Below are 20639 nucleotides of genomic sequence, written 5' to 3'. Positions count from 1 at the left end.
CCATAGGTTGAGGCTGAACACCGATCTACCGAGGGTCGCCGCCATGCCGCGCAACCTTTGCCTTACCCGCCAGTGCTTCGGCCTGGTTACCCGAATCGAATGTTCCGTTCGCCCGCTCGCGGGGGATAACGGGATGTGGACCTTGTTGTTTGCCGCCGGAATGACGGGTGAGCAGCCTTCCACAATCAAGTCCCAGGGCCCGTTTCATGGGCCCTTCGTGGCAGAAAGCATGCTGCAATCGATCGTCGACAGCCTGACCCAGCATGGCTATGAGCTGGCGGGTGACCCGCAGATCTGGTGCCTGCACATGCAGGCCCATCTGCGGCAGCTCAATGGCAGCCATGAGCAACTGGCGCTGTAGGCGCGGTTATTTGCTCTCGGGTTTGTCCAGCTTGACCTCAAAGCCGTATTGCACGGTACTGAGGTCGGTGCGCTGGTAGCTTTCCAGTGCGGTCGGCTGGCCGTAGAAGTAATGCACGTCAAACAAGGCCGTGCCGTATTCCTCGGCGCGATGGCTGACGCCGAGGATTTCCTTGAGGTAGTTGCCGCTGGCGTCCTTGGCATAGAAGCGCCAGCTGTCGGCGGGGAATTCCTTTTGGTCGACGATCAGTGCGTTGTCTTTGAGCGACAACCCCTTGGGCAGCTTGGCCGCATCGATGTCGCCTTTCTCGATAGTCGCCAGGAACAGCGGGATCGAACCCACCACAAACGCCGGGTTTTCCGGGAACAGGTTGAGGTCGTAGGTGAGGGTGCCGCGGGCCGGGTTCAATTCATACGCCTCGGTCGGCAATTCGATGGGCTCGCCGCGTTCACCTTTCTCATCGGCAGTGAAGAACGTCACCGGTGATTCGCTGCTGTTGCGCTCGCTGCCCACCAGGTCGTCATTGAAGGTGAATGGGTGGTCGAACACGATATGGGCGGCGCTGGCGTCTTCGACGGACTGGCTGATGGTGACGCTGTTCTTCAGTTGCTCCTCGGTCAACGAGGCGTCCTTGAGCCAGCTGGCGGCGCCGTCGTCGTACACGGTGACCGGCATGGGCAAGGCTTGTACGGTTTTTTCCAGGCTGTTCTTGTCGAAGCGCAGGACCGGCAGGTCGAGGTCCTTGCGGGTGACCGTGGCCGTGGAGAAATCCAGCACATTGATCTGCAGGGTGTCGATCAGGCCATTGAAATAGACCTTGGCGTAATGGCTGCTCTGCTTGTGTTCGAAGGCTTTCTGCTCATCGACCAGTTGCTTTTCAAACCCATCGGACCAGGCCTTCTGTTTTTGCATCTCGGCCAACTGCTTCTGGTAGAACTCGACTTGCGCGCTGCTTTCGTTGATCGAACCCGAGCGTGTGAGGAATTGCCCGGTGCCGTCCCGCGCCTGTACCAGCAAGGGGTTGGGCGATTCGTCACCCACCTCAGGTGCCAGTGGTTGGCTGTTGGTCAGTTCGATTTCGGCGTAGTTCTTTTCCAGGAGCAGCAGGTTGACGGTGATATTGCCTTCGGTGCGTTTGTGGCCGACGTCCTTTTTCGACAAGTCGAAGGTCAGCACTTTGCCCGGTGCGATCACTTCCACTGCGCCTTTGAGGCGAACGGGTTGCGGCTGGCTTTTGTTTTCCGTCTCGATGCCATCGATGAACGGGTAGGTGACCGTCAGGTCATCCGGGTTGGTCAGGTTGGAGCTGCTGGGGCTCAACTGGATGCCGGGATCGGTTTCCGACCATTCCGGCTGGAACGGCACGACCTTGTTGTTGCTTAAGGTGACGGACTGCCATTCCAGGCCGTGGGGGAAGGGGAACTGGTCCGGCACATTGAAGTTGAACGGGAAGACCGGCTGCAGATCGGTCAGGTAGTCGGAATGTGAGGCTTTGCGCAGTACGAACAAGCCATTGATGTAGGTGTCCACCAGCCCTTGCGGCGTGGGGTAGTGCTTGAGCAGCGCGAGGGTGTCCTCGCCGTATTCGGCCTCGATGGGCTTGGTGGCGAGCTTGACCCGCGCCCGTTCCAGCAGCAGCAGCGAGCCGCCGAGGTCGGCAATGGCGTCGCGCAGTTTCGGATCCTGGATGCTGTCGAGGGACTGCTCGAACTTCGCGGTTTTCTCTTCGAGGGTGGCCTGTTTCTGCTCATCGCTTGGGGAACAGCCGCCGGCCAGCAACAAGGCGGCGCACAGGCCAACGCTGGCCAAAGGGGATCGCACATCCATCATCTGAGTTTTTCCTGTCCGACGTCATCGAGCCGAGTTATTGGGCTCGACACTAGCAGAAAAATTCTCTTACAGATGCCGCCCAGGTCAGTTTTCTCGTGGTTACAGGTGTCTTATAGCGGCTGGTATACTCGCCGCCATTTCTAGCCATGCTGTGTGAGATCCAATGGAACGCTTTATCGAAAATGCTATGTACGCCTCGCGCTGGCTGCTGGCGCCTATCTATTTCGGCCTGTCCCTCGGGTTGCTGGCGCTGGCGCTGAAATTCTTCCAGGAAGTGATTCACCTGCTGCCGAGCGTGTTCTCGATGGCCGAGTCCGAGCTGATCCTGGTGCTGCTGTCGTTGATCGACATGGCCCTGGTCGGCGGCTTGCTGGTGATGGTGATGATTTCCGGCTACGAGAACTTCGTCTCGCAGCTGGACATCGATGAAAACAAGGAAAAGCTCAATTGGCTGGGCACCATGGACTCTTCGTCGCTGAAGATGAAAGTGGCGGCCTCCATCGTGGCGATTTCCTCCATCCATTTGCTGCGCATCTTCATGGACGCCAAGAACGTCGATCCGCAACACCTGATGTGGTACGTGATCATTCACATGACCTTCGTGATCTCGGCGTTCGCCATGGGTTACCTGGACAAGGTTACCAAGCACTGATGCCCCGCGCTGGCCTTACTGCTCGATGAAGTAGTAGGGCTGGCGGTTGATGGCCATCTCCTTGATCACTGTGACCTTGGTGGTCAAGTCGTTGGTATGGTCCAGCAGCGCAACGTTGCCGGGCTTGGCGGCGAGGTAGCTGTGCAGTTCGGGTTCCGTCTGCAGGATCCTCAGGTAACCCTTCATATAGAACACGCCGGCCCCCGCGATCCGCTCGTTGGGCTGGAACAGCGCGACTTCCTTGCCTTGTGCCTGCAGCGCCTGGACCTGACTGATCACCGGTACGAATGACTGGCGCGCGTCAGCTTTTGGCGCGAACCAGAAAGCGGTCACCAGATAGCAGGCGATGAGCAGGCTGAAGACACCGCCGATCACGTGCCGGTGGTAGCGGTAGAGCGCCGGCTTGTGGTCCTTGAGCCATTCCAGCAACACCCGGGCGTATTCGGCAGCCAGTACAGCGGCGGCCGGTGTCAGGGCCATCAGGTAAACCGTGCGCTTGCTTGAGGCCAGCGTCAGCAGGGTGAATTGCGCCACCAGCCATACGCTGAAAAACAGGCGGTAGCGGTTGCGCACCAGGCTTTTACGAAAATGCCACAGGCCCAGGTACACCAGGATGTTCCACGGCAGGAAGGCCTCGGGCAGCTTGGCGATGTAGTAATAGAATGGTTCGTAATGCCCGGCCTCCACGAACGAGCCGCTGAAGCGCCCGACGCTGTTGGTCCACAGCACTTCGCCCACGGCCTGCATTCCGCCGCGCTGGAACAGGAAGCACAACCAGATCATCAGCGGCACCAATGCCAACAGGGTGAACAACGCCGGCTTGAGCCAGTCGGCGAGGCGCAGGCGCTTGTCCATCAGGCTGGTGCTGGCCAGGTACACAAAAATCACGATGCCCGGCATCGCCAGGCCCAGTACGCCTTTGCTCAAGGTGGCGATCACCATGCCGGCGGTAAACAGCGCCCAGGCCCAGGTCGTGGAGCCTTGGCGCTCGGACTCAGGCCGCATTGCCTGGTAGAACGCCAGCAGCGCGGTGGTCACGCCGAGGCTGAGCAGTGAGTCTTCCCCCACGCCGCGCACATTGCTCCAGTAGCTGGCCATGGTCGCCAGGATCAGCGCCGCACTGAAGGCCAATGTTTTCGGGCGCCCGAACCGGCGCAGCATTCCATAGAACAGCATCACGCTGAACAGACCGGCAAATGCCGAGGCCAGACGGACCGCCCCAGGCGTGCCGCCGAACAGGCGAATCGCTCCGGCGTCCAGCCACAGGCTCAAGGGCGGTTTTTCCAGGAAGGGTTCACGAAACAGTTGCGGCACGACCCAGTCATTGTCCAGGTGCATGGCCATGGCGATCCCCGCGACGCGGGCCTCGGTGGAGCCTTGCAGTTCGTGGTTACCCAGGGCAAAGAAAAACAACAGAGCAGCAAGCAGGAGCAGCAGGGGGGCGGGGCGCGTCATGGAGTCTGGCTACCGAGGCAGAAGGCCGTTCGGGGGAACGGCTCGCAATCGGTGAGTATAGGGAGACGATTCTTAATATTTCATGAATGGGAGTGGGTTTATATCGCTGGGCCAGGAGGTTGATGTACCCCCTGGCTTTGCGTGAGGCATTACGAGGCTTTGACTTTGAAGCGGCTCAGGCCCTGTTGCATGGCGTTGGCTCGTTCCGAGAGGTTCTTGGCCGCCACCGCGCATTGTTGGGAGTTGACCTGATTCTGCTGGGTGACTTCGTCGATCTGCTCCAGGCCGATGCTCGCCTGCTGCAGGCCGGAAGCCTGTTCACTGGAGGCTTGGTAGATCAACGACACCAGGCTGGACACCGTGCTGGTGCCGCTGACGATATTTCTCAACGAGTCGGCTGTACGGCCGGCGATGATCATGCCGCGTTGGGTCTTGGTCGAGGAGTCGGCAATCAGCGCGGCGGTTTGCTGGGCGGCTTCGGCGCTGCGGGCGGCGAGGCTCCTGACCTCATCGGCGACCACCGCAAAGCCACGGCCCAGTTCGCCGGCACGGGCGGCCTCGATGGCCGCGTTCAGCGCCAGCAGGTTGGTTTGAGCGGCGATGTTGTCGATGGTGGTGATAATGGCCGTGATGTCTTTGCCCGAGTTGTCGATCTCCGCCATGGCCGCGATCAATTCACTCATCAACTTGTCACTTTCCCCGGCGTCGGCGCGGGAGGTCTGGGATTGCTCATCGGCCTTTTTCGCATTGGCGGCGTTGTCGGTGGTTTGCGCTGCCATCTGGGTCATCACCGCACTGATTTCAGTGATGGACGATGCAGAATTGGACGCGCCGTCGGACAGCGACTGGCTCAACTCGGTGACCTGTGCGGAACTGCCGGTGATTTGCGTGGCACTGGCCTGCACCTGGGAAATCAAGGTGTTCAGGTTGCCGACCATTTTTTCCAACGACTTGCCCAGGGTGTCATTGGGCGAGGACAGGCGCACTTCCAGATCCAGGTCCCCCTCGGAAATTCGCTCGGCTACGCGCACCTGGCGTTGCAGGCTTTCCGACATATCGTTCAAGGCAAAGGACAATTGGCCCACTTCATCTTCAGATTTTTGCACCAGCCGGCGCGAGAAATCCCCCAGGCTGATGTTGGCGGCCAGGGCCGCGGCTTCACGAATCGGACCGACGATTTTTGCCGTGGCCAACCACAGCGCCAGCAAGGAGATGCCGACGCCGACCGAGACCTGCCAGATGCTGCTTTTGACACCGCGTGACTGCAGTTCCTGCTCCAGGGCCATGGCCTGGCTCATGACCACCGCCTTGGGCAGATGTATCACAATCGCCCAAGGCTTGCCGGTGCGCCCCAGGTTGATCGGCATCTGCACTTCGATTTCCTGGGAGTCCGGGTTGAGCCGGCTGTCTCCCTGGCCCTTCTGTACATTGGCCAACACTTTTTCCCACGTGCCGGGCAGCAAGGCTTTCAGTGACTGGCCGATGAGTTCCGGGCGTTTACTGTCGGCCACCACCAACCCTTGATTGCTCAGGATCGACACCGAGCCTTTGCCGCCATACAGGTCGGCGGACATTTGCTCGCTGAGTTTCTGGATAAACGAAATGTCGAAGTCTGCACCGACCACGCCGTAGAACTTGCCATTGGCGATGATCGGTACCGACAGCGTGGTCAGCCATACATTTTTGCCCTGCACCACGTAGGGAAGCGGGTCGAGCACGCTTTCTTTCTGGGTGTCCCGCGGGCCGGAATACCAGCCGCCCTTCAACACACCGTTGGGGTGGCGGGCATCGGAATCGTACTCAACCAGCGGTTGCACGGCGATATGGCCGTCTGAACTGCGTGTCCAGTAAGGCGTGAAGCGGCCCGTCAGCGGGTTGTTACCGCTCTCATTGATACGAAAGGCTTGATCCTGGCCGTCCAGCGCATCCGGCTCCCAGCATGAATAGGTGCCGTTGAAGTCAGGGTTGTCCTTGAGCACGCTGAGCAGCATCGCATTGATCTGCTCGCGGCCCAGGGTCAGCGGGCTCTGGGCACTTTTACTCGCTCCCAGGGTATTGGCCATTGTGCGTGCCGAATCCAAGGCGTTTTGCAGTTTTGCCTGGATGGCATTGGCACGCGCCTCAGCCAGGTTTTGCACTTCGCGGATAGTGGCGCTTTCAATCAGGGTTGAAACTTCAGCACCTACAAAAGCCTGGTTGGCATTCGAGGAATACAGGCCATATAACACCAGGCTCGCGCAAGAGATAAACAGGCAGAGCCCGGCGGTGAAACAGATTCGAGTCTGCAATGAGTTGAATTTCATGATGTTTCCTGCCCATGCTAATAGTTGCCAACATCATCGAATGTCGACATTCCGGTACTTTCTTGGCGCAAGGCATCGTGTTCTATCATTGGCTGCTTAGGCATATGCATGCGGTACAGCGCTGAGTTTGCTTAATGCTCTTTTGGCATCTCTTCATCGAGCCATAAATGCTCGGTATTTTTAAAACCGTAACGCTGGGGCGGTACTCTCGCGACAATTCGGTCGGAGTGTGCGGGATCACTCAGGTCTATTATTTTCGGCGTTACATAGATATTTAGAACGGGCAGGAAAAATACTTTGATTTTTGGCGTCAATAAAGAGTCGGGATGTTGCTCTATGACGACACCGATACTGCCACTTTTCAATTGAACGATAGAACCGACCGGGTATATACCCACGGACTTCAAAAATGCACGAAATACTTCGTCATCAAAGTGTCCGTCCCATGTGGACATCTGCTGGATGGCGACGGCGGGGTCCCAGCCCTGGTTGTAGGAACGGTCCGAGGTGATTGCATCGTAGACATCGCATACCGCCGCCATCCGGGCTACCAGGCTGATCTGGTCACCCGCCAACTGATGGGGGTAGCCGGTACCGTCGACTTTTTCGTGGTGATGCAGGCACACATCCACGACCATTTCGCACATCTGCGAGGCCGCCAGCAGGGTTTTCTCCCCCTCCAGTGGATGGGTGCGCACCAACTGCAATTCGTCATTGCTCAACCGGCCAGGCTTGTTGAGGATGGCGCCCGGTATCGCCATTTTGCCGATGTCGTGCAGCAACCCGGCCATTCCGACCCGACGAATCAGTGCGGTGGACAGGCCCAATTGATTACCCAGGGCAATCATCAACGCACACACGGCGACCGAATGCATGTAGGTGTAGTCGTCGATGCTTTTCAGGCGTGCCAGGCTGATAAAGGCGTTGGGATGGCGGGCGATGGAGCTCGAAATGTCGTCCACCAGTGCACTGATGTGTTCCAGCTCCAGGGCCCGGCCCATGCGGGCATGGCCGAACATTTCGACAACGGCGGTCTTGGCGCGGCTACAGATTTGCTGTGCGGCCACCAACTCGTCTTGCATGGATCTGGGGACGGCGGGGACGGCTGGCGCTGCTGTCGGGGCCTGGGTGGCTGGCTGAGTGCCGCAGCCCAGGGCGTACGGCTCTTCTGAGGGTGCGCCGTCCCGCCAGAATGGCTTTGCCTCGCCGTCAGGCGCCTGCAGATTGAGTTCATTGCACTTCAACATGGTATGCCCTCTGTTGATGTTCTTCTTATACCTTTCTCATCAGCTTCCTTGGCTTGAGCAGTGTTGTCTTGCCTTTCAGGTCGGGCTCGCGGTCTTGATACGCGCGACTACGCGGCCTGCCAGGTCATCCGGGCGAAACTTCGCCAGGAAGTCATCGGCCCCGACTTTCTTGACCATGGCCTGGTTGAAACCGCCCGACAGGGAGGTGTGCAGCACGATATGCAACTTGGCCATGCGCGGGTCACCGCGGATTTCGGCGGTCAGGGTATAACCGTCCATTTCCGGCATTTCGATGTCCGAAATCATCATCAGGAATTCCTCATGCGGGTTGCGCCCCTCGTCAAGCATGGCCCGAAGGTAATCCAGCGCCTGGCGCCCATCGTTCAAGGCGACCACCTCGACGCCTACCGTTTCCAGGCAGCGGGTCACCTGTTTACGCGCCACCATCGAGTCGTCCACGGTCAACACACGCAGATGCCTGGCCTGTTGGGTGACCGCGTCATCCACCACGCCGACGGATATTTCCTCGGACGAGGGCGAGATTTCCGTCAGCACCTTTTCCACGTCGATGATTTCGACCAGACGATCATCGGTACGGGTAACGGCTGTCAGGTAATTGTTGTCGCCGCTGCCCTTGGGGGGCGGATGAATATCTTCCCAGTTCAAATTGACGATGTGTTCAACCGCATACACCAGAAAGCCCTGAACGCGGTTGTTGTACTCCGTAAGTATAATAAAGGCGCTTTCTTTATCCGTGATCCCGGGCAGCCCCGTTGCCATCGCGAGGTCTAGAATGGGAATGCAAGCGCCGCGTATATTGGCAACGCCACAAATGTTGTTATTAGACTTTGGTAGTAGAGATAACTTGGGACAGCGGATAACTTCCCGAACTTTAAAGACGTTGATTCCGTACAGCTGTTGGTCGTTGAAGCGGAATAGCAATAATTCCAGCCTGTTCTGACCGACCAGTTGTGTACGGCTGTTAACGGATGCCATTACACCTGCCATACACACCCCTTGATTCTGGTTGGAACAGCGTTGATGTCGTAATGACATTAGCATATGTAAGGGAATGTAAAATATATGTGAAATAAAAATAATCGAGTGGTTTATCGTTAAAGCAATATCGACGCGGATGAGTAGCTATTCAGGTGGGTGTTTTAAAATAGTTAGTTGGCTAACTTGCTATTTTTGGAGCTGAGAATGATTTAGGTTGGAAAAGCGTCGGGTGCGCGCGTATGACTACTTTTGTTACTGGCGTGCGCAGGCGTCTTCGGTAAGTAGCAACACGCCTTCGACCAACAGTTCACCCAGCACAGTGGATCGGTGGGTGGCCAGTAGCGTGTGACGGTTGGCGCCTTCGAGTTCGAAGGCCAGGTCATGGCGTTGGGTGAGGCGAGGATTTGGAGAACATCAAGTGGACTTTGCGCAGAGCTCCTGCATCAGAGTGAATTACGCCGGTACCCTTGTTCAGCACCGTATCCCGCTTGTGCTCCTACTGGAGATGAATTCGGAGGATGGTGTGGAGGGCGTCGTCTGCAAAGGTGCAGGGGCTTTCCCAAGACGGGTGCTGGGTAGCCGGGGTAACAAGGCGTCTGGAACGCAAAAAGCCTATACGGAAGCCAATAACTCCGAACCCTTGGTTTTTCTGGATTTCAGGCACAAAAAAAGACGTCCGTGGACGTCTTTAGATGTTGAAGTGGTGGGCCGGGGTAATTTGAATCCGGCTGGCAAGATATTGATTTATAATATTTATATAGATTTAATTTTTTTATTGGAATACCAATTGGAATACAGCACTCCACGTGACCACCCGTTTTGCAGTCGATCTGACAGCACGCTTCATAACCATGATTGGCAGTAAACTGCCTACAGCTGCCGATGACGACAAGCAGAAATCGACCAAGAGCAGATCACGCAGACAAGATTCGGGGGGGATTCAGTAACTAAAGAACAGGTCTTTGAGTCTCACTTTTATCCCGGGTAGATATAGATCTAAGGACTCTTTTTTTATGTTTTCATCTATGTGCGTCTGTTCTTTTAATAGCTGTTCAAAGATGTCACCAAATACATCAATACTTTTCCCAATGCTGTAGCGAACTCGACGAAACATTGGAAGGTTACAACAGGCTACATGGCTGGCCTCGCGGCTGTAGCCATACCCTTGAACACGGAAGGCCGACCAAGAAATTCCAAAAAGATAAATTCTGGTAATTGACCTTCCTTCTGGAAGCTTCAGTCGCAGCGTTTTTACGAGTTCATCTGAACTTTTATCTTTCAGCCATGATTCTACAGCCTCCCCCCACGAATCTATCTCGGAAGCAAGATTTTTTGCCTTGCTTCGAAGCTTTTTAACATCAAAAACAAAATAGTCCTGCCACTTCAATTGAAAGAGCGCAAGGTTTCCTGAAACAGTATCATAAATAGCGCCGTCTAGATCAGTAATTGTTCGTCCTGCATTTCGTAACTTAATGTTTCCTGTTACCCGCTTGTATCGATTTCCCATGAACATGTAATAAATGTGGCTTCTAAGCCAATCTTCTCTAGGGAGCGCGATAGCGTTGGTTGTATTTATGTCTCTTTGCGTGAGTAGTTCAATCATTGAATGAAAGGGGTTTCTGAGTATGCTGGCGACGGGCCGAAGAAGCATTCCATTACCCATGTCAAGTAGTAGTGGTGAAATATAACTGCCGCTTTTGAATGTGGAAAGGTCTGATATTTTAAAAGATATTATGTCGAGAATTTCAGATGTCAGGTCTTTCTCGAAGCCTGTATGAGCCATAACTGCATCTATAAGGTCACTTTGCGTGGTCCAGATGGTCAGGCTTTGCGGTATTGATATTTCCTTTATTTTATGGAGTGCTATATCTGCAAATGTAATGTGTTTAGTATGCAGTGCTATGATCACAGCAGTGACGACTATGATGTGTACGGCGCTTATTCCGTTGATTTTTACACTAGGATGAAGCCCTGCTTGGTCTCGTGCCTCTCTTATCCAGTCAAGGGCTAAAGAGAAGAAATGATTATCGACTCGAGGGTCAGCACCGTACCCCATCATGACTCCATGTCCCAAGTCATGAGGGAATATCAATGGTTCCATCAGTATTCTTACATTTTCAATTTTTTTGTCTTTGTGTAGGCTGGAATTATTGAAGCCATAGAATGCACCAACAGCCTTTATTTCATCGGGTTCTTCATCAAAGCTAAAAACTTTCCATCCATTCGAGAAGCCGGTTGTGTTTTTTCTTACCGCTAGATCGATTTGAGATGCGTATGTGGACTGTAGTGCATCCATAAGTTGATATGTGATCTCTTCTCGTGCGGTCACTGTTATTTGGTCAGTGGAGGTGTGGATATCTATCAGTCCGGTACAGTTTAAGTCTGAAATGTTTTTTAGGAAGGCGATCGCCCCTAGTCGATACAATACTTGAGCTGCAATTTTTCTTGTTTCGGTAGTACTTTCCCTAACTGGTATTCCCGGCTTTCCGATGTCTACAAAAAAATGCTTTATGGCCATTCCCCAGCCAAGTCTATATAGCTCTGACTCTGAGGTTGAAGTTATTTGCTCCTTAGGTAGCGAGTCTTTATATACGGTAAAATAATCTAGAAACCTCATCATGTCTATGAATAAGGTCATTTTTGATATTGGATCTTTAGGGAGTGAATCTAGTATTCGTATTAGCTCTGAGTCGGCTAGGTTTCTTAAATTTTGCTCCGCTGAAAGGTCCATATTTAATATCCCTATAAAATTAAACTCGTGTTGACGGAAGTCTTTGGGGTGGCTGTCTGGGCTGTGCTTAATAAAGCTGTTCTACAGATATTTCAAGGTTTTTTGTCATAAAATTGTCTTTGAAAAGGTAAAATTTCAGCGATTCTAGACTATTTTTTTGGGGGGTTATATCTACTACGTAGTCATCTGTTGCACCTGCTTCAAAATTGCAGGTTTGTTTTCCTCACTTTAAAGTTTCAGGGATGAAGTGCTCTGGGATGTTTTTCTCTAATTCAGAATAGCGAGTATCGCTTACCTGTCCCCAGCACTCTTGTTTCTTGGCCCATTCGGAGATCATTTTTCCACCAGCGCCGCGATGAAGTGCTTCATTTACCTCATGCGCCCAAGTTGCTAGTTGTCTTTGCAGCTGTAGTGAAATGGCTTGCTCCTGCCAGACACGTTGAAAGTTGAAATTATTACCCATTTTAAGCGCGAGCACCGAGACCGTGTAGACCGTGATGTTGCCTTGGAATGCGGGGAACAAGGGTCTGATAATCTTCTGGGCAGACTTGAAGAGGATTGCCTTTGCAATCATTTCTTTGAACTGCTCTTGGTCCGGGATCACATTTCCCCCAGCGCCCTCTCGTTCGGCTAGCTCATCCATGAATGCCTGAAAATTCTTCTGGCTACCCAGTCCAACAACATGAGGTTTTTGCTCCCAAGTGAGCAGAAACTTCGCTAGATCAGGCTTGGTGATCTTGCGGAATGTCGGGATGGCAACCTGCAGTTTTTTCTTTTGAGCAGGTGTAGTCGCCTCCTTTTCCAGCATCACCTTGTAGCTTCCTGCTGATCGTTCGTAGAACCAGCGGCCCACACCATCCGGACAATATGTGCGCATGGACAGTTTCTCTAACTCACGGTGGAATGGCTTGTTGGCGGAAAGGTCTGACTGCTTGACGACATTCTGGCTGTTGGCATAGCGAGAAATATTCGAGATCAGCTCTTCGTCATCGCCTTGCCCATTTCGCAGCACGATGATCTTGGCTGGGACTCGTACGTTACTCAGATCTATCTCAGGATTTTTCTTCTTGGCGAAGTAGATGGAGGCAGTCGTCTGCCCGCCGTTAACTATTTGCATACCCTGCAGCCACAGGATGCCCGTTGATCCATCTTTAGCGCGGTCCAGTTTGGCGGCATCGGCCACAACAACGATGCCATTGTTGTATGCCATGAAACGGTCAGGATTATTCCGCAGACTGTCGCGAATCCCCTTGTTCACTCCTTTGCTGTTTACCCCAAGGAATGAGCGTACGTTGGCTTCAAGAATACGCGGGCCGTATTTTTCGTAGAGAAAGCGTAGTGCCTCACCAGGTACTGCTGTCAGAGCATAGTCATACTCGTCGTCACCTGAGCCCGGAACCCATACGCTTGGTAGCGCTGTTCCGCAGAGGTCCTGAAAATTGACTATTAGTTCATCGCGCGGTCGGCCTTGTTGCCAATGGTTAAACAAGCGCTGAATATCCATGACTTCAAGTCGGACCTGCTTGCCTTCGACATCATGGGGGGCGTAGGTCCTTGTTTTGACCAGCGCGTCAGTAATTATGAAGATCCTTATGCTGTCGAGTGTCTTGAAGATACGTTCGACTTCCGTTACCAGCGCGTAGGCATCATTGGTTTCATCGAGCTTTCCGGCTAGCTGCCCGGTTGCGCAGAACCTGAGGAACTGCAGGCCTTCTTTTGCCGCCTTGCCTACTTCTTGGTCGGGAAGGGATTCGATTTCGTCCAGTGCCTTATAGAGACTGACAAAAAGATCGAGCCTGTCGGGGCTTCCATTTTCGTCTGTGGTTTCGGACACCGAGTAGCCACTGATTCTGACCTTATAGGCCGCGCTTTTCCCGCCGATGCTGCCTCCGACTTTTGCCTCGTAATGACAGACCGTTGGCTCAAAGGTGATGCCTTCATCTGCCATATGTGTCATTACCTGCTCGGTGAAAACGGCCTCGGCAGGAACCGGCGCTGCACCTGGAGCAACATCTTTCTCTATTTCTTCTCTGATTGATGCCTGCGTTTCTCGCAGAAAGTCCACAAGTTCCATCAAACGACTCCAAGTTTCTCAAGCACATCCGAAAGAGGGCAGTTATCGACCGGAAGCAATGCCAGATCGAGTTCATACTGCGCTCGGCGAATAGGTGTAGGGATGTTGAAAGGTGTCAGCTTAGGAAATTCCGAATCCACGAGATGGATCCTGATCTCGCCTAGCGAAAAACGACGTGTGTAGGTTTCTGCCTGCATGTCCAGATAGCCGACATGAAGGAGTGCCTGCTCGAAAAGTCTTGTCGCTGCAGGATCGGGCTCCAGAAGATGGCGAGTATTCGATACGTACTCGGGAAGCGTTATGCCCGACTCGTTCGATCCAAAGCGGAGCGCTGCAAGGAAGAGTGGCGGGCACTGGGAGTCGTCCAACTGGTCCAAAGAGGCAATCCTTACTGGAAAGCCTTCCGTGGCCATTGTTGATTTGACCTCTATTGCACCTGTCCCCAGTTGGAAGTCATGCAGGCCGTCGAGCGGTCCTTTCCATCCATCAACTGCAGAGAAAAGCGGTACGCCTTCATCAAAAAGGTAGCGCAGCAGGCAGATCTCACCTACAAGCCCCAGTTCGGCCTCGACGCTAAGTCCTTCACGGCCCCTGCGCATGAACTCCTGCCATCCGCGTACCCTTCCAAGCAGCCGTTGATACAGCAGCTCTTCAGGGTAGCTATCGGATGAGTCAATAAGCCCGCAGACATCCGTCACAACAGTGGCAAACAGTTCAAGATTGCCCGCAGATTGGCGAACGACTGCAAGCCATTGATATTCGCCAGCAGTCTCGCCAAGAGTCGCTCTTTCCATGCGAAATCCCTGTCCTTGGGGTAGCTGTGAGGTCGGAGCTAACTTGGCACTCGAAAACCCAATCAGAATGGCCTCTTCATTTCCGGGAGCATGCCTGGCGGCTTTTACTCGACAGGTGCCTGACTGAAAGAGATCTATGGATCTCCATCCGGGGATCGATGCGTTACCGGGAAGCGCCCTCCAGGTACCCAGAATTTCGGTGCTACTCAGCGCCGCCATATTGCTGCTCCCACAGAAGGTTTGTGACGACATAGGGCACTGATTTCCCCGCATGGCTCGAAGGAAAGCTGATAGCAAATGCAATGATAGGAGTTTTAACGCCTGAAACGTCAGATTGCTCCGGGTCGAGAATAGATATCAGCAGCAGCCCTCTTTCGGGGGCGGGGACTACGGTGTCGGCCCCAAGGCCACGGATACGTCTGATGTAGGGGCCGCTTGGAACCTCAGGCAATTCTCTGCCTCTTGAGCGACCCGGGTCGGGTTTCCAGCTTTTCTGCGTCAACTCAAGTGCGGCATTCCATGCCGGCTCATCGATATCCAGCGCCTCGTCCTGAGGTGACAGCAGGCGGCCAATGGAATACTTATCGTCAGTATCCAGAGATTTGTTTTTTCGCTTCATGCGTTTGATCTGAAAGCCCGCAACGTTCTCCGTCTCCGCAACACCACCACCGATTACGGCAACAGTCCAAGAGGTAAGCTCGCCGATGCGACTCATTTCCTCTATGAAGTTCGCGAGTAGATCGCTTCTAACCTTCCGGGAATCCGGGTGCGTTTGATACGACCTTAGAAAGTCGACTACCGGCTGCACCGGAACATCAACCCAATTCACACCGTTCCAGTTGTCTTTTCGGCCATTTCGGCTCTGAGAAGGGATTAAGGACGGCATTCCCAAGCTATCGGCAAGGAAGTTGAAAGCACCCAGGTTCTGTTCGAGCTTTGCAGGGTTTTTGAAGAAACTGACCGTTTCGACAATGTCACCGCTGAAAGACAGATGCAGGGTTTTTGCCGTCCGCATTTTCAGCGGTGATGTGACCATCAACACGGGATGGGACACTACCTTGAGACCATAGTCGCGTGGCGTAAGGCCGCTATCCATCATGAAGTCGAATTCGGCTCTAAGCTCTTCGGCAGCATCGGCAATGTGTTCGAACCATTCGACAAGATCTTCCGTGGTGTAAAGGCGACACAAATCTAGGTAGCCTGGTCGATAGCCAAACCAGCGGCCCATTTGCATCAGTGTGTCGTACATCTTGGAGGCGCGGAGAAAGTAGCTGACGCATAGTCCCTCAAGCGTAAGCCCACGTGCCAGTTTGTCACCGCCGATGGCAATGACTTTTAGTCCCGTGGCGCTGTCGGCATAGTCCAATGCATCCTTTGCCGTACCATTGATCATGCGCACATCGATCTGCTCCAGCAGATCCGGTAGAGCCTGTTCTATCTCAATCCAGTCTGTAATTGTGCGGTGAGGCGACTCCGACGTTTGCTTTTCAACGCTGTCGCTAGTTGACAGGAAGTCACGGCTCCACAGGCTACGCAGTTCGGATAGAGCGCCCTGATGATCAATGCGTCGTCTGAGACGCTGTTTCAAATGCATCACGTAATCGTAGACTTGTCCGTGTACATGCTGCTGAACAAGGTTGAAGCGGGTAACGTGAACCAGCATGGAGCTGTGCTCTGCTCCCTGACCACGAAGTTGTCGAATTGTGCATGCAAGGATGAATGCCTGTATTGCCTCGATAAGTGAGGGCGGCATGATATCTGGGGGCGTATGACTGCTTTTGTGACTAACAGGCATCCAGCCACTCTTGCCATCTTCCGAGCATTGGTCCGTGACCGGGCGAACCAGATCGAGCGCACCGAGTCGCCCATTTTCGCTAGCCAGCCCGAAGACTCTTGATGGACCTACGTAACTGGATGGGGCTGAGAGATTGGTGATAAATGCTGCCGGGAACAGGTCTGGTCCTTCCTTGGTGGTTTCGCCTTGTTCATGGATATAGATGTTCGCAAACGGCGTGGCGGTGTAGCCGATATAGGCCTTTCTTGAAAAGGAGTGCAATATTTGGCGAATGAGGCTGTTGATTGCCGTTGGCTCGTGTTCAAGGTCCGGCTGGCCGTTGTCGTCGACAACTTTCTCTCCTGTATCCACTGATGCATGGTCCGCCTCGTCGTCAACGATCAGAAGGGGGAGATGCGTTACCAGTGGGCGGCCAGTCTCCGGGTCTGTCGTTTCAGCCACATGTTTGTGAATCCACTTCAAAAGGCGCTGTAGGACTGTCTTGTTCTTCTTTACTACGAAAAGCCACGGCTTCTGTTCAGGCGATACGCCAAGGTTCTTTACGAACTTGGTATTGAAGTCACCTGTCTCTGTCCTATTGGTTACGTACTGCGGGCGTAGAGCCGGTGAAGGATCAATCTTTCCTACTCCAATTGCAACGTTGCCTTCACCCTCAATGGGGCTGGTCTCGTAGCCAAGAAATCCTTCATCCAGTCGCATTTGCGTTTGGGAACGCAGGTTGTTGTGAAGGCCTGCCAGTACGATGATTATCTTGTAGCCAGCATCGGCTGCCTTGCAGATCAGGCCCGTATAGTTCCCTGTCTTTCCTGACTGCACATGACCAACCACCATACCGCGACGATCCCATGAGCCTTCGCGTTTCGGATCTTCGAGCATCGAGAGGATGTTGTCGGTTGTCTTGTCGAGTGCTTCTATAGCGCTCCATGGCAGTTTCTTCTCCTGCCATTCTCTGTATCGCCGCCAGTAGCGCCACTCCTTCTTTCGCTCGCTGGTAAGCCAGGGTATGTGCCCGGCCATATCGACAAGCGACGAATCATCACCAACCCAGATACTGAATCGCCTAATGAGTTCGTCAGTGACAGCGGTGCGGTCGAGCCCTTCTGCCTTGTTCGGCATGATCTTCAGCACCATGTCGATCTTTTGCGAAATCAGGGTCGGAGTAATTGCTGACTTGTCCTGTTCGTCTGCAAGCATTTCCTGGACGATTTTGACCACACTCCATTTGTTGTCCTCGGACATTCGCTACGACTCCTTATAAATTGTCAGGCAGAGCATCTACCAAGTAAGGGAAGGCATGGAAGGGTTCTGTCGCTCGGAGTTGTTCCTTGGCGGAGGAGGCTGAGTATCCCTTCCTCTCGACCATGCCGCGGTACATGACCATCAGAATCTCACTGACCTCGCTGGATGGTGCCTTCTCGAACCCCGTACACGGGGTATCCTTGTTTTCTGCCGTATCAATCCATATCCGCTGGACAGGAACGGTTTCTTCGATAACTCGCAGCATTGCCTTGATCTGGGGGAGCAATGTTCCTGCTTCATCCAGAACGTCTCTTACTGCAGGGTGGTCGCTATCTATTCTGTATCGCATTCCACTGGCGAGCCGTTCGACCTTCCATGCTTCAGCAACCTGCTTGTTGCCAAGCAATGTTGGTCGTCCTCTATGGGCAAAAGCTCGTCTGGCGCGGGCACGGGTCGCTTCGGCTAAGCTGGTCAACCAGTCTCTAAGATAGATGGGGGGCCGTGCTGTGGACTTCCTGATATCGATTTTCCAGTCGGCATCTGCAGAGTTCGGGATATCAATCCGGATTCTGGCCAGGCGATGGGCTTCGTCTTTTGTCCAAGATCTACCGGTTCCCAGCCCAAGCCAGCTGCCTGCTACCAGAAGGCGTTCGTTGCGATAAACGTAGAATCCCTGTTGCGCTGTCCAGCCATCAGGGCCGCCCAAGCGCTCGAAGTCTTCAGGCGAAAGCATGTCCTTGTGCGGTAGGACATGACATTCGGCCTCGATACCTCTGATGGATGGATGTTTGAATACGGGAGGGTTGTATGGCTTTCCCGGATGGTCCGTCATAAAGGGATCCCAAGGCCTTACGGGCTGACCATTGAGCAGAACTCTGAGGCGGGGCCTGCTTCCTTCAAGGTATCGGTGAAAGACCATTCCGAGATGCTGCTCCACCTTGTCGGCAAGGTTAAGAAAGTCCTGAACCGTACTTCCTGGCGTAATAATTCTGTCTAGTTCCTCCCACAGCACCATTGTTCCTTTGCCTGCATCAGAAAGAGGCTCCAGACATTTCTCCGAGCCTGGGTGGGGGCCCTCTAGAAGGTGCCAGCCGCCATCATGGCTATTGGCTATGTAGTCGAGGTCCCAGCGTAGAGACTGCATGTTGTCGGTGCCGATTGTCGCTACAGTCAGCCTGCGACACTGTGAGAAGGAAGCGGTCTTGAGTCCAAGGCCAAAACGACCAAGATCAGACTTTGATCGCTCCTCTAGCGGGTTTCGCTCGCCCAGTCTCATGGCAAGATCAAGCCCGGCTGCTGACATTCCAGTGCCGTTGTCTAGGCAGGTAATTCGGCTCTCTGTCTCTGCCCAGATGAGTTCGACTCTGACTTCCGACGCACCTGCCGCTACACTGTTGTCGATAATGTCGGCCAGTGCTGTCTGTGTGTTGTAGCCAAGCCCACGCAGTGCCTCGACCATTGCGCTGGCCTTTGGAGGGGCATTTCGACTCTTGAATGACGGTGGCAAGTGAACTCTCCCTGTCGAGCATGTAGTGCCTGGATTGACTCTATCTCGTGTCTTTTCCGTTTCTGATAATGCGCGCTACAACATCTGCAATCTGTCGAGCCAGAAGTGGTGGAACTGCGTTGCCCACTTGATGGAATTGCTGCGTTCTGTTTCCGAGAAAGAAATAGTTGTCAGGGAAAGTTTGCAGTCGGGCGGCCTCGCGGACAGTCAGGCTTCTGCATTGTCTGGGATCATAATGAATAAAGTAGTGACCGTCCTTGGCGATATGGCTGGTTATCGTCGTGGAGGGAATGCCCGATCTCTGTACCCGGAAGCGGTCGCTGAACTTTCCGGTCTTCCAGTTTTTATGGTCTGGTTCGAGTCCTGGCAGGTTGAAGTCATGGTGGCCTTTGGGCGAGTCCTTGTATGTCTCGGCAAAGGCGGTAGCGTAAACGTATCTACGCAGATCGGAGCTCATGTGCCCTCGTGCTTCATGATTGAGCCAATACTTGAGCCGAGGATCCTGCAGCCAGCCATCGAGGTGGGTGCCTGTCACGCCATTCCATGCACTCTTTTTGAGAACACGTAACCCTCCCGAGTTCAGGTCTCTACCATCGTAGCTGCTGGCGAGAATGCCGAGTTTTGTGGCTAGACCTAGTCTTTCAGGCGTATCGGGTACCTGTAGAAGGCACTCCTGGTTCAGCTCCCTCAGATGCTCACGCACGGTATCTGCCCAGACATCAGGAGAGTCCTTTACTTTGGTAAGAGTGCTTCGCAAGGGCGGTAGGCAGCCGATGACCTTGTCTATTGATGGTCCTTGGGCTGGTGATAGCTTGTGATCTCCAAGAGCGTTTAGATACTCCTCGGAAACACCGAGAAGTATCACTCGATGCCTGGCCTGAGGAACGCCGTAGTTCTCGGCCCGAATGATGTAGTTGCTTGGTTCGATGCTGTCCGGGTCAGCTCCGCTTTCGTAGATGTCATCGGCTACCAGCGAACAGATCCTGTACTTTGGCCCGTTTTCGCTTTCTCCCAATGCTGCGTCCGGGTCAGCGAGGTCTCGCAGGATCTGTGGAAACATCTGCTCGCCAGCTACTTTCGATGAAAGAATCCCTTTCACGTTCTCCATCACGAAGACTGCGGGTCTTTTCTTTTGAATGATCCTCAGGTATTCACGATAGAGAAAGTGTCGATGATCGTCCTCTGCTCGATAGTCCAGTTTTCCGCGATTTCTTGCACGCCCGACGATTGAGTAGGCCTGGCATGGTGGGCCGCCGATCAGAACCCATGGTTTGGTTTCGTCGAGGCGATGTTCCAGCATTCTGTCGAGCCGGATGTTGCCTTCTTCTGTACCCAGCTCCAGCAGCTGCGCCTCGTTGTCAGCATGCTTCCAGGCCTCAAGACTTCTGTTTGTGTAGGGCTCCGCTACATCTGCTGTTTCGCAAAAGTTGTAATAATCCTCTAGGGCCTCGGGTTGTTTGTTTTTCAGCAGCCGGTAGAAAGCCCGGAGTCGCAGAGTGGAGCGAGCCGAGATCTCCATCTCGGCTGAGACCTTGATCTCGAAGGTCTCAGCATTGTTGCTGGAGTGAGAGGAAAAGCCCTCTCCGAGACCGCCTGGGCCAGCAAAGAGATCCACGACCTGGATGGGATAGCTACGACTCATGAAACCACGC

General features: G+C 53.9%; 15 protein-coding genes. 3 read left to right on the top strand and 12 right to left on the bottom strand.

From position 1 onward, the window contains the following. Nucleotides 1-43 precede the first annotated feature (43 nt). Nucleotides 44-361, top strand: a complete 318-nt coding sequence (locus tag NIBR502773_RS11095) for a hypothetical protein (RefSeq protein WP_141156050.1) — start codon at nucleotides 44-46, stop codon at nucleotides 359-361. 6 nt (nucleotides 362-367) lie between these two features. On the opposite strand, the gene NIBR502773_RS11090 is transcribed toward NIBR502773_RS11095, so the two are convergent. Further along, nucleotides 368-2191 carry a hypothetical protein gene (locus NIBR502773_RS11090; RefSeq protein ID WP_081744420.1) on the bottom strand — a complete coding sequence of 608 codons (1824 nt, stop codon included), beginning with the start codon at nucleotides 2189-2191 and terminating at the stop codon, nucleotides 368-370. Between the two features lie 163 nt (nucleotides 2192-2354). Between NIBR502773_RS11090 and NIBR502773_RS11085 the strand changes: the two genes are divergently transcribed. Next, the gene (locus NIBR502773_RS11085; RefSeq protein WP_017253710.1) at nucleotides 2355-2843 is read left to right on the top strand and encodes a TIGR00645 family protein; all 489 of its coding nucleotides are present in this window, start codon (nucleotides 2355-2357) and stop codon (nucleotides 2841-2843) included. A 15-nt stretch (nucleotides 2844-2858) separates the two neighbouring features. On the opposite strand, the gene NIBR502773_RS11080 is transcribed toward NIBR502773_RS11085, so the two are convergent. From NIBR502773_RS11080 to NIBR502773_RS31300, 5 genes are all read right to left on the bottom strand, one after another. Then, entirely contained in the window at nucleotides 2859-4298 is a 1440-nt protein-coding gene (locus NIBR502773_RS11080) for a glycosyltransferase family 39 protein (RefSeq protein ID WP_141156049.1), read from the bottom strand. A 149-nt stretch (nucleotides 4299-4447) separates the two neighbouring features. Continuing rightward, complete coding sequence (locus NIBR502773_RS11075) at nucleotides 4448-6514, bottom strand: methyl-accepting chemotaxis protein (RefSeq protein WP_373682390.1); 2067 nt, start codon at nucleotides 6512-6514, stop codon at nucleotides 4448-4450. Between the two features lie 218 nt (nucleotides 6515-6732). Next, nucleotides 6733-7848, bottom strand: a complete 1116-nt coding sequence (locus tag NIBR502773_RS11070) for an HD-GYP domain-containing protein (protein ID WP_141156047.1) — start codon at nucleotides 7846-7848, stop codon at nucleotides 6733-6735. Nucleotides 7849-7923: 75 nt separating this feature from the next. Further along, nucleotides 7924-8856 carry a chemotaxis protein CheV gene (locus NIBR502773_RS11065; RefSeq protein ID WP_115487566.1) on the bottom strand — a complete coding sequence of 311 codons (933 nt, stop codon included), beginning with the start codon at nucleotides 8854-8856 and terminating at the stop codon, nucleotides 7924-7926. Nucleotides 8857-9099: 243 nt separating this feature from the next. After that, complete coding sequence (locus NIBR502773_RS31300) at nucleotides 9100-9186, bottom strand: hypothetical protein (protein ID WP_373682389.1); 87 nt, start codon at nucleotides 9184-9186, stop codon at nucleotides 9100-9102. Between the two features lie 79 nt (nucleotides 9187-9265). Between NIBR502773_RS31300 and NIBR502773_RS11060 the strand changes: the two genes are divergently transcribed. Further along, the gene (locus NIBR502773_RS11060; protein ID WP_141156046.1) at nucleotides 9266-9712 is read left to right on the top strand and encodes a hypothetical protein; all 447 of its coding nucleotides are present in this window, start codon (nucleotides 9266-9268) and stop codon (nucleotides 9710-9712) included. Nucleotides 9713-9787: 75 nt separating this feature from the next. Here NIBR502773_RS11060 and NIBR502773_RS11055 read toward each other — a convergent pair whose 3' ends face one another. The 6 genes from NIBR502773_RS11055 to NIBR502773_RS11030 form a co-directional block, all read right to left on the bottom strand. After that, nucleotides 9788-11578, bottom strand: coding sequence for a hypothetical protein (locus NIBR502773_RS11055; RefSeq protein ID WP_141156045.1), 1791 nt, complete (start codon nucleotides 11576-11578; stop codon nucleotides 9788-9790). A 223-nt stretch (nucleotides 11579-11801) separates the two neighbouring features. Next, nucleotides 11802-13652, bottom strand: coding sequence for an AIPR family protein (locus NIBR502773_RS11050; RefSeq protein ID WP_069077039.1), 1851 nt, complete (start codon nucleotides 13650-13652; stop codon nucleotides 11802-11804). Next, entirely contained in the window at nucleotides 13652-14665 is a 1014-nt protein-coding gene (locus tag NIBR502773_RS11045; protein ID WP_141156044.1) for a PD-(D/E)XK motif protein, read from the bottom strand. Before NIBR502773_RS11045 ends, NIBR502773_RS11050 begins: the two co-directional genes overlap by 1 nt. Next, on the bottom strand, nucleotides 14649-17480 hold the full coding sequence (locus tag NIBR502773_RS11040; protein ID WP_069077037.1) for a Z1 domain-containing protein: 2832 nt from the start codon (nucleotides 17478-17480) through the stop codon (nucleotides 14649-14651). The genes NIBR502773_RS11045 and NIBR502773_RS11040 overlap by 17 nt, the downstream gene beginning before the upstream one ends. A 13-nt stretch (nucleotides 17481-17493) precedes the next feature. Then, nucleotides 17494-18939 (bottom strand): ATP-binding protein, encoded by a 1446-nt coding sequence (locus tag NIBR502773_RS11035; protein ID WP_141156043.1) that lies wholly within the window; start codon nucleotides 18937-18939, stop codon nucleotides 17494-17496. An 88-nt stretch (nucleotides 18940-19027) separates the two neighbouring features. Continuing rightward, entirely contained in the window at nucleotides 19028-20629 is a 1602-nt protein-coding gene (locus tag NIBR502773_RS11030; RefSeq protein WP_141156042.1) for a DNA cytosine methyltransferase, read from the bottom strand. Nucleotides 20630-20639 lie beyond the last annotated feature (10 nt).

It is taken from the genome of Pseudomonas sp. NIBRBAC000502773 (assembly GCF_006517195.1).
Classification (GTDB): domain Bacteria; phylum Pseudomonadota; class Gammaproteobacteria; order Pseudomonadales; family Pseudomonadaceae; genus Aquipseudomonas; species Aquipseudomonas marginalis.
This window is presented reverse-complemented; position numbering and strand designations above follow the sequence as displayed.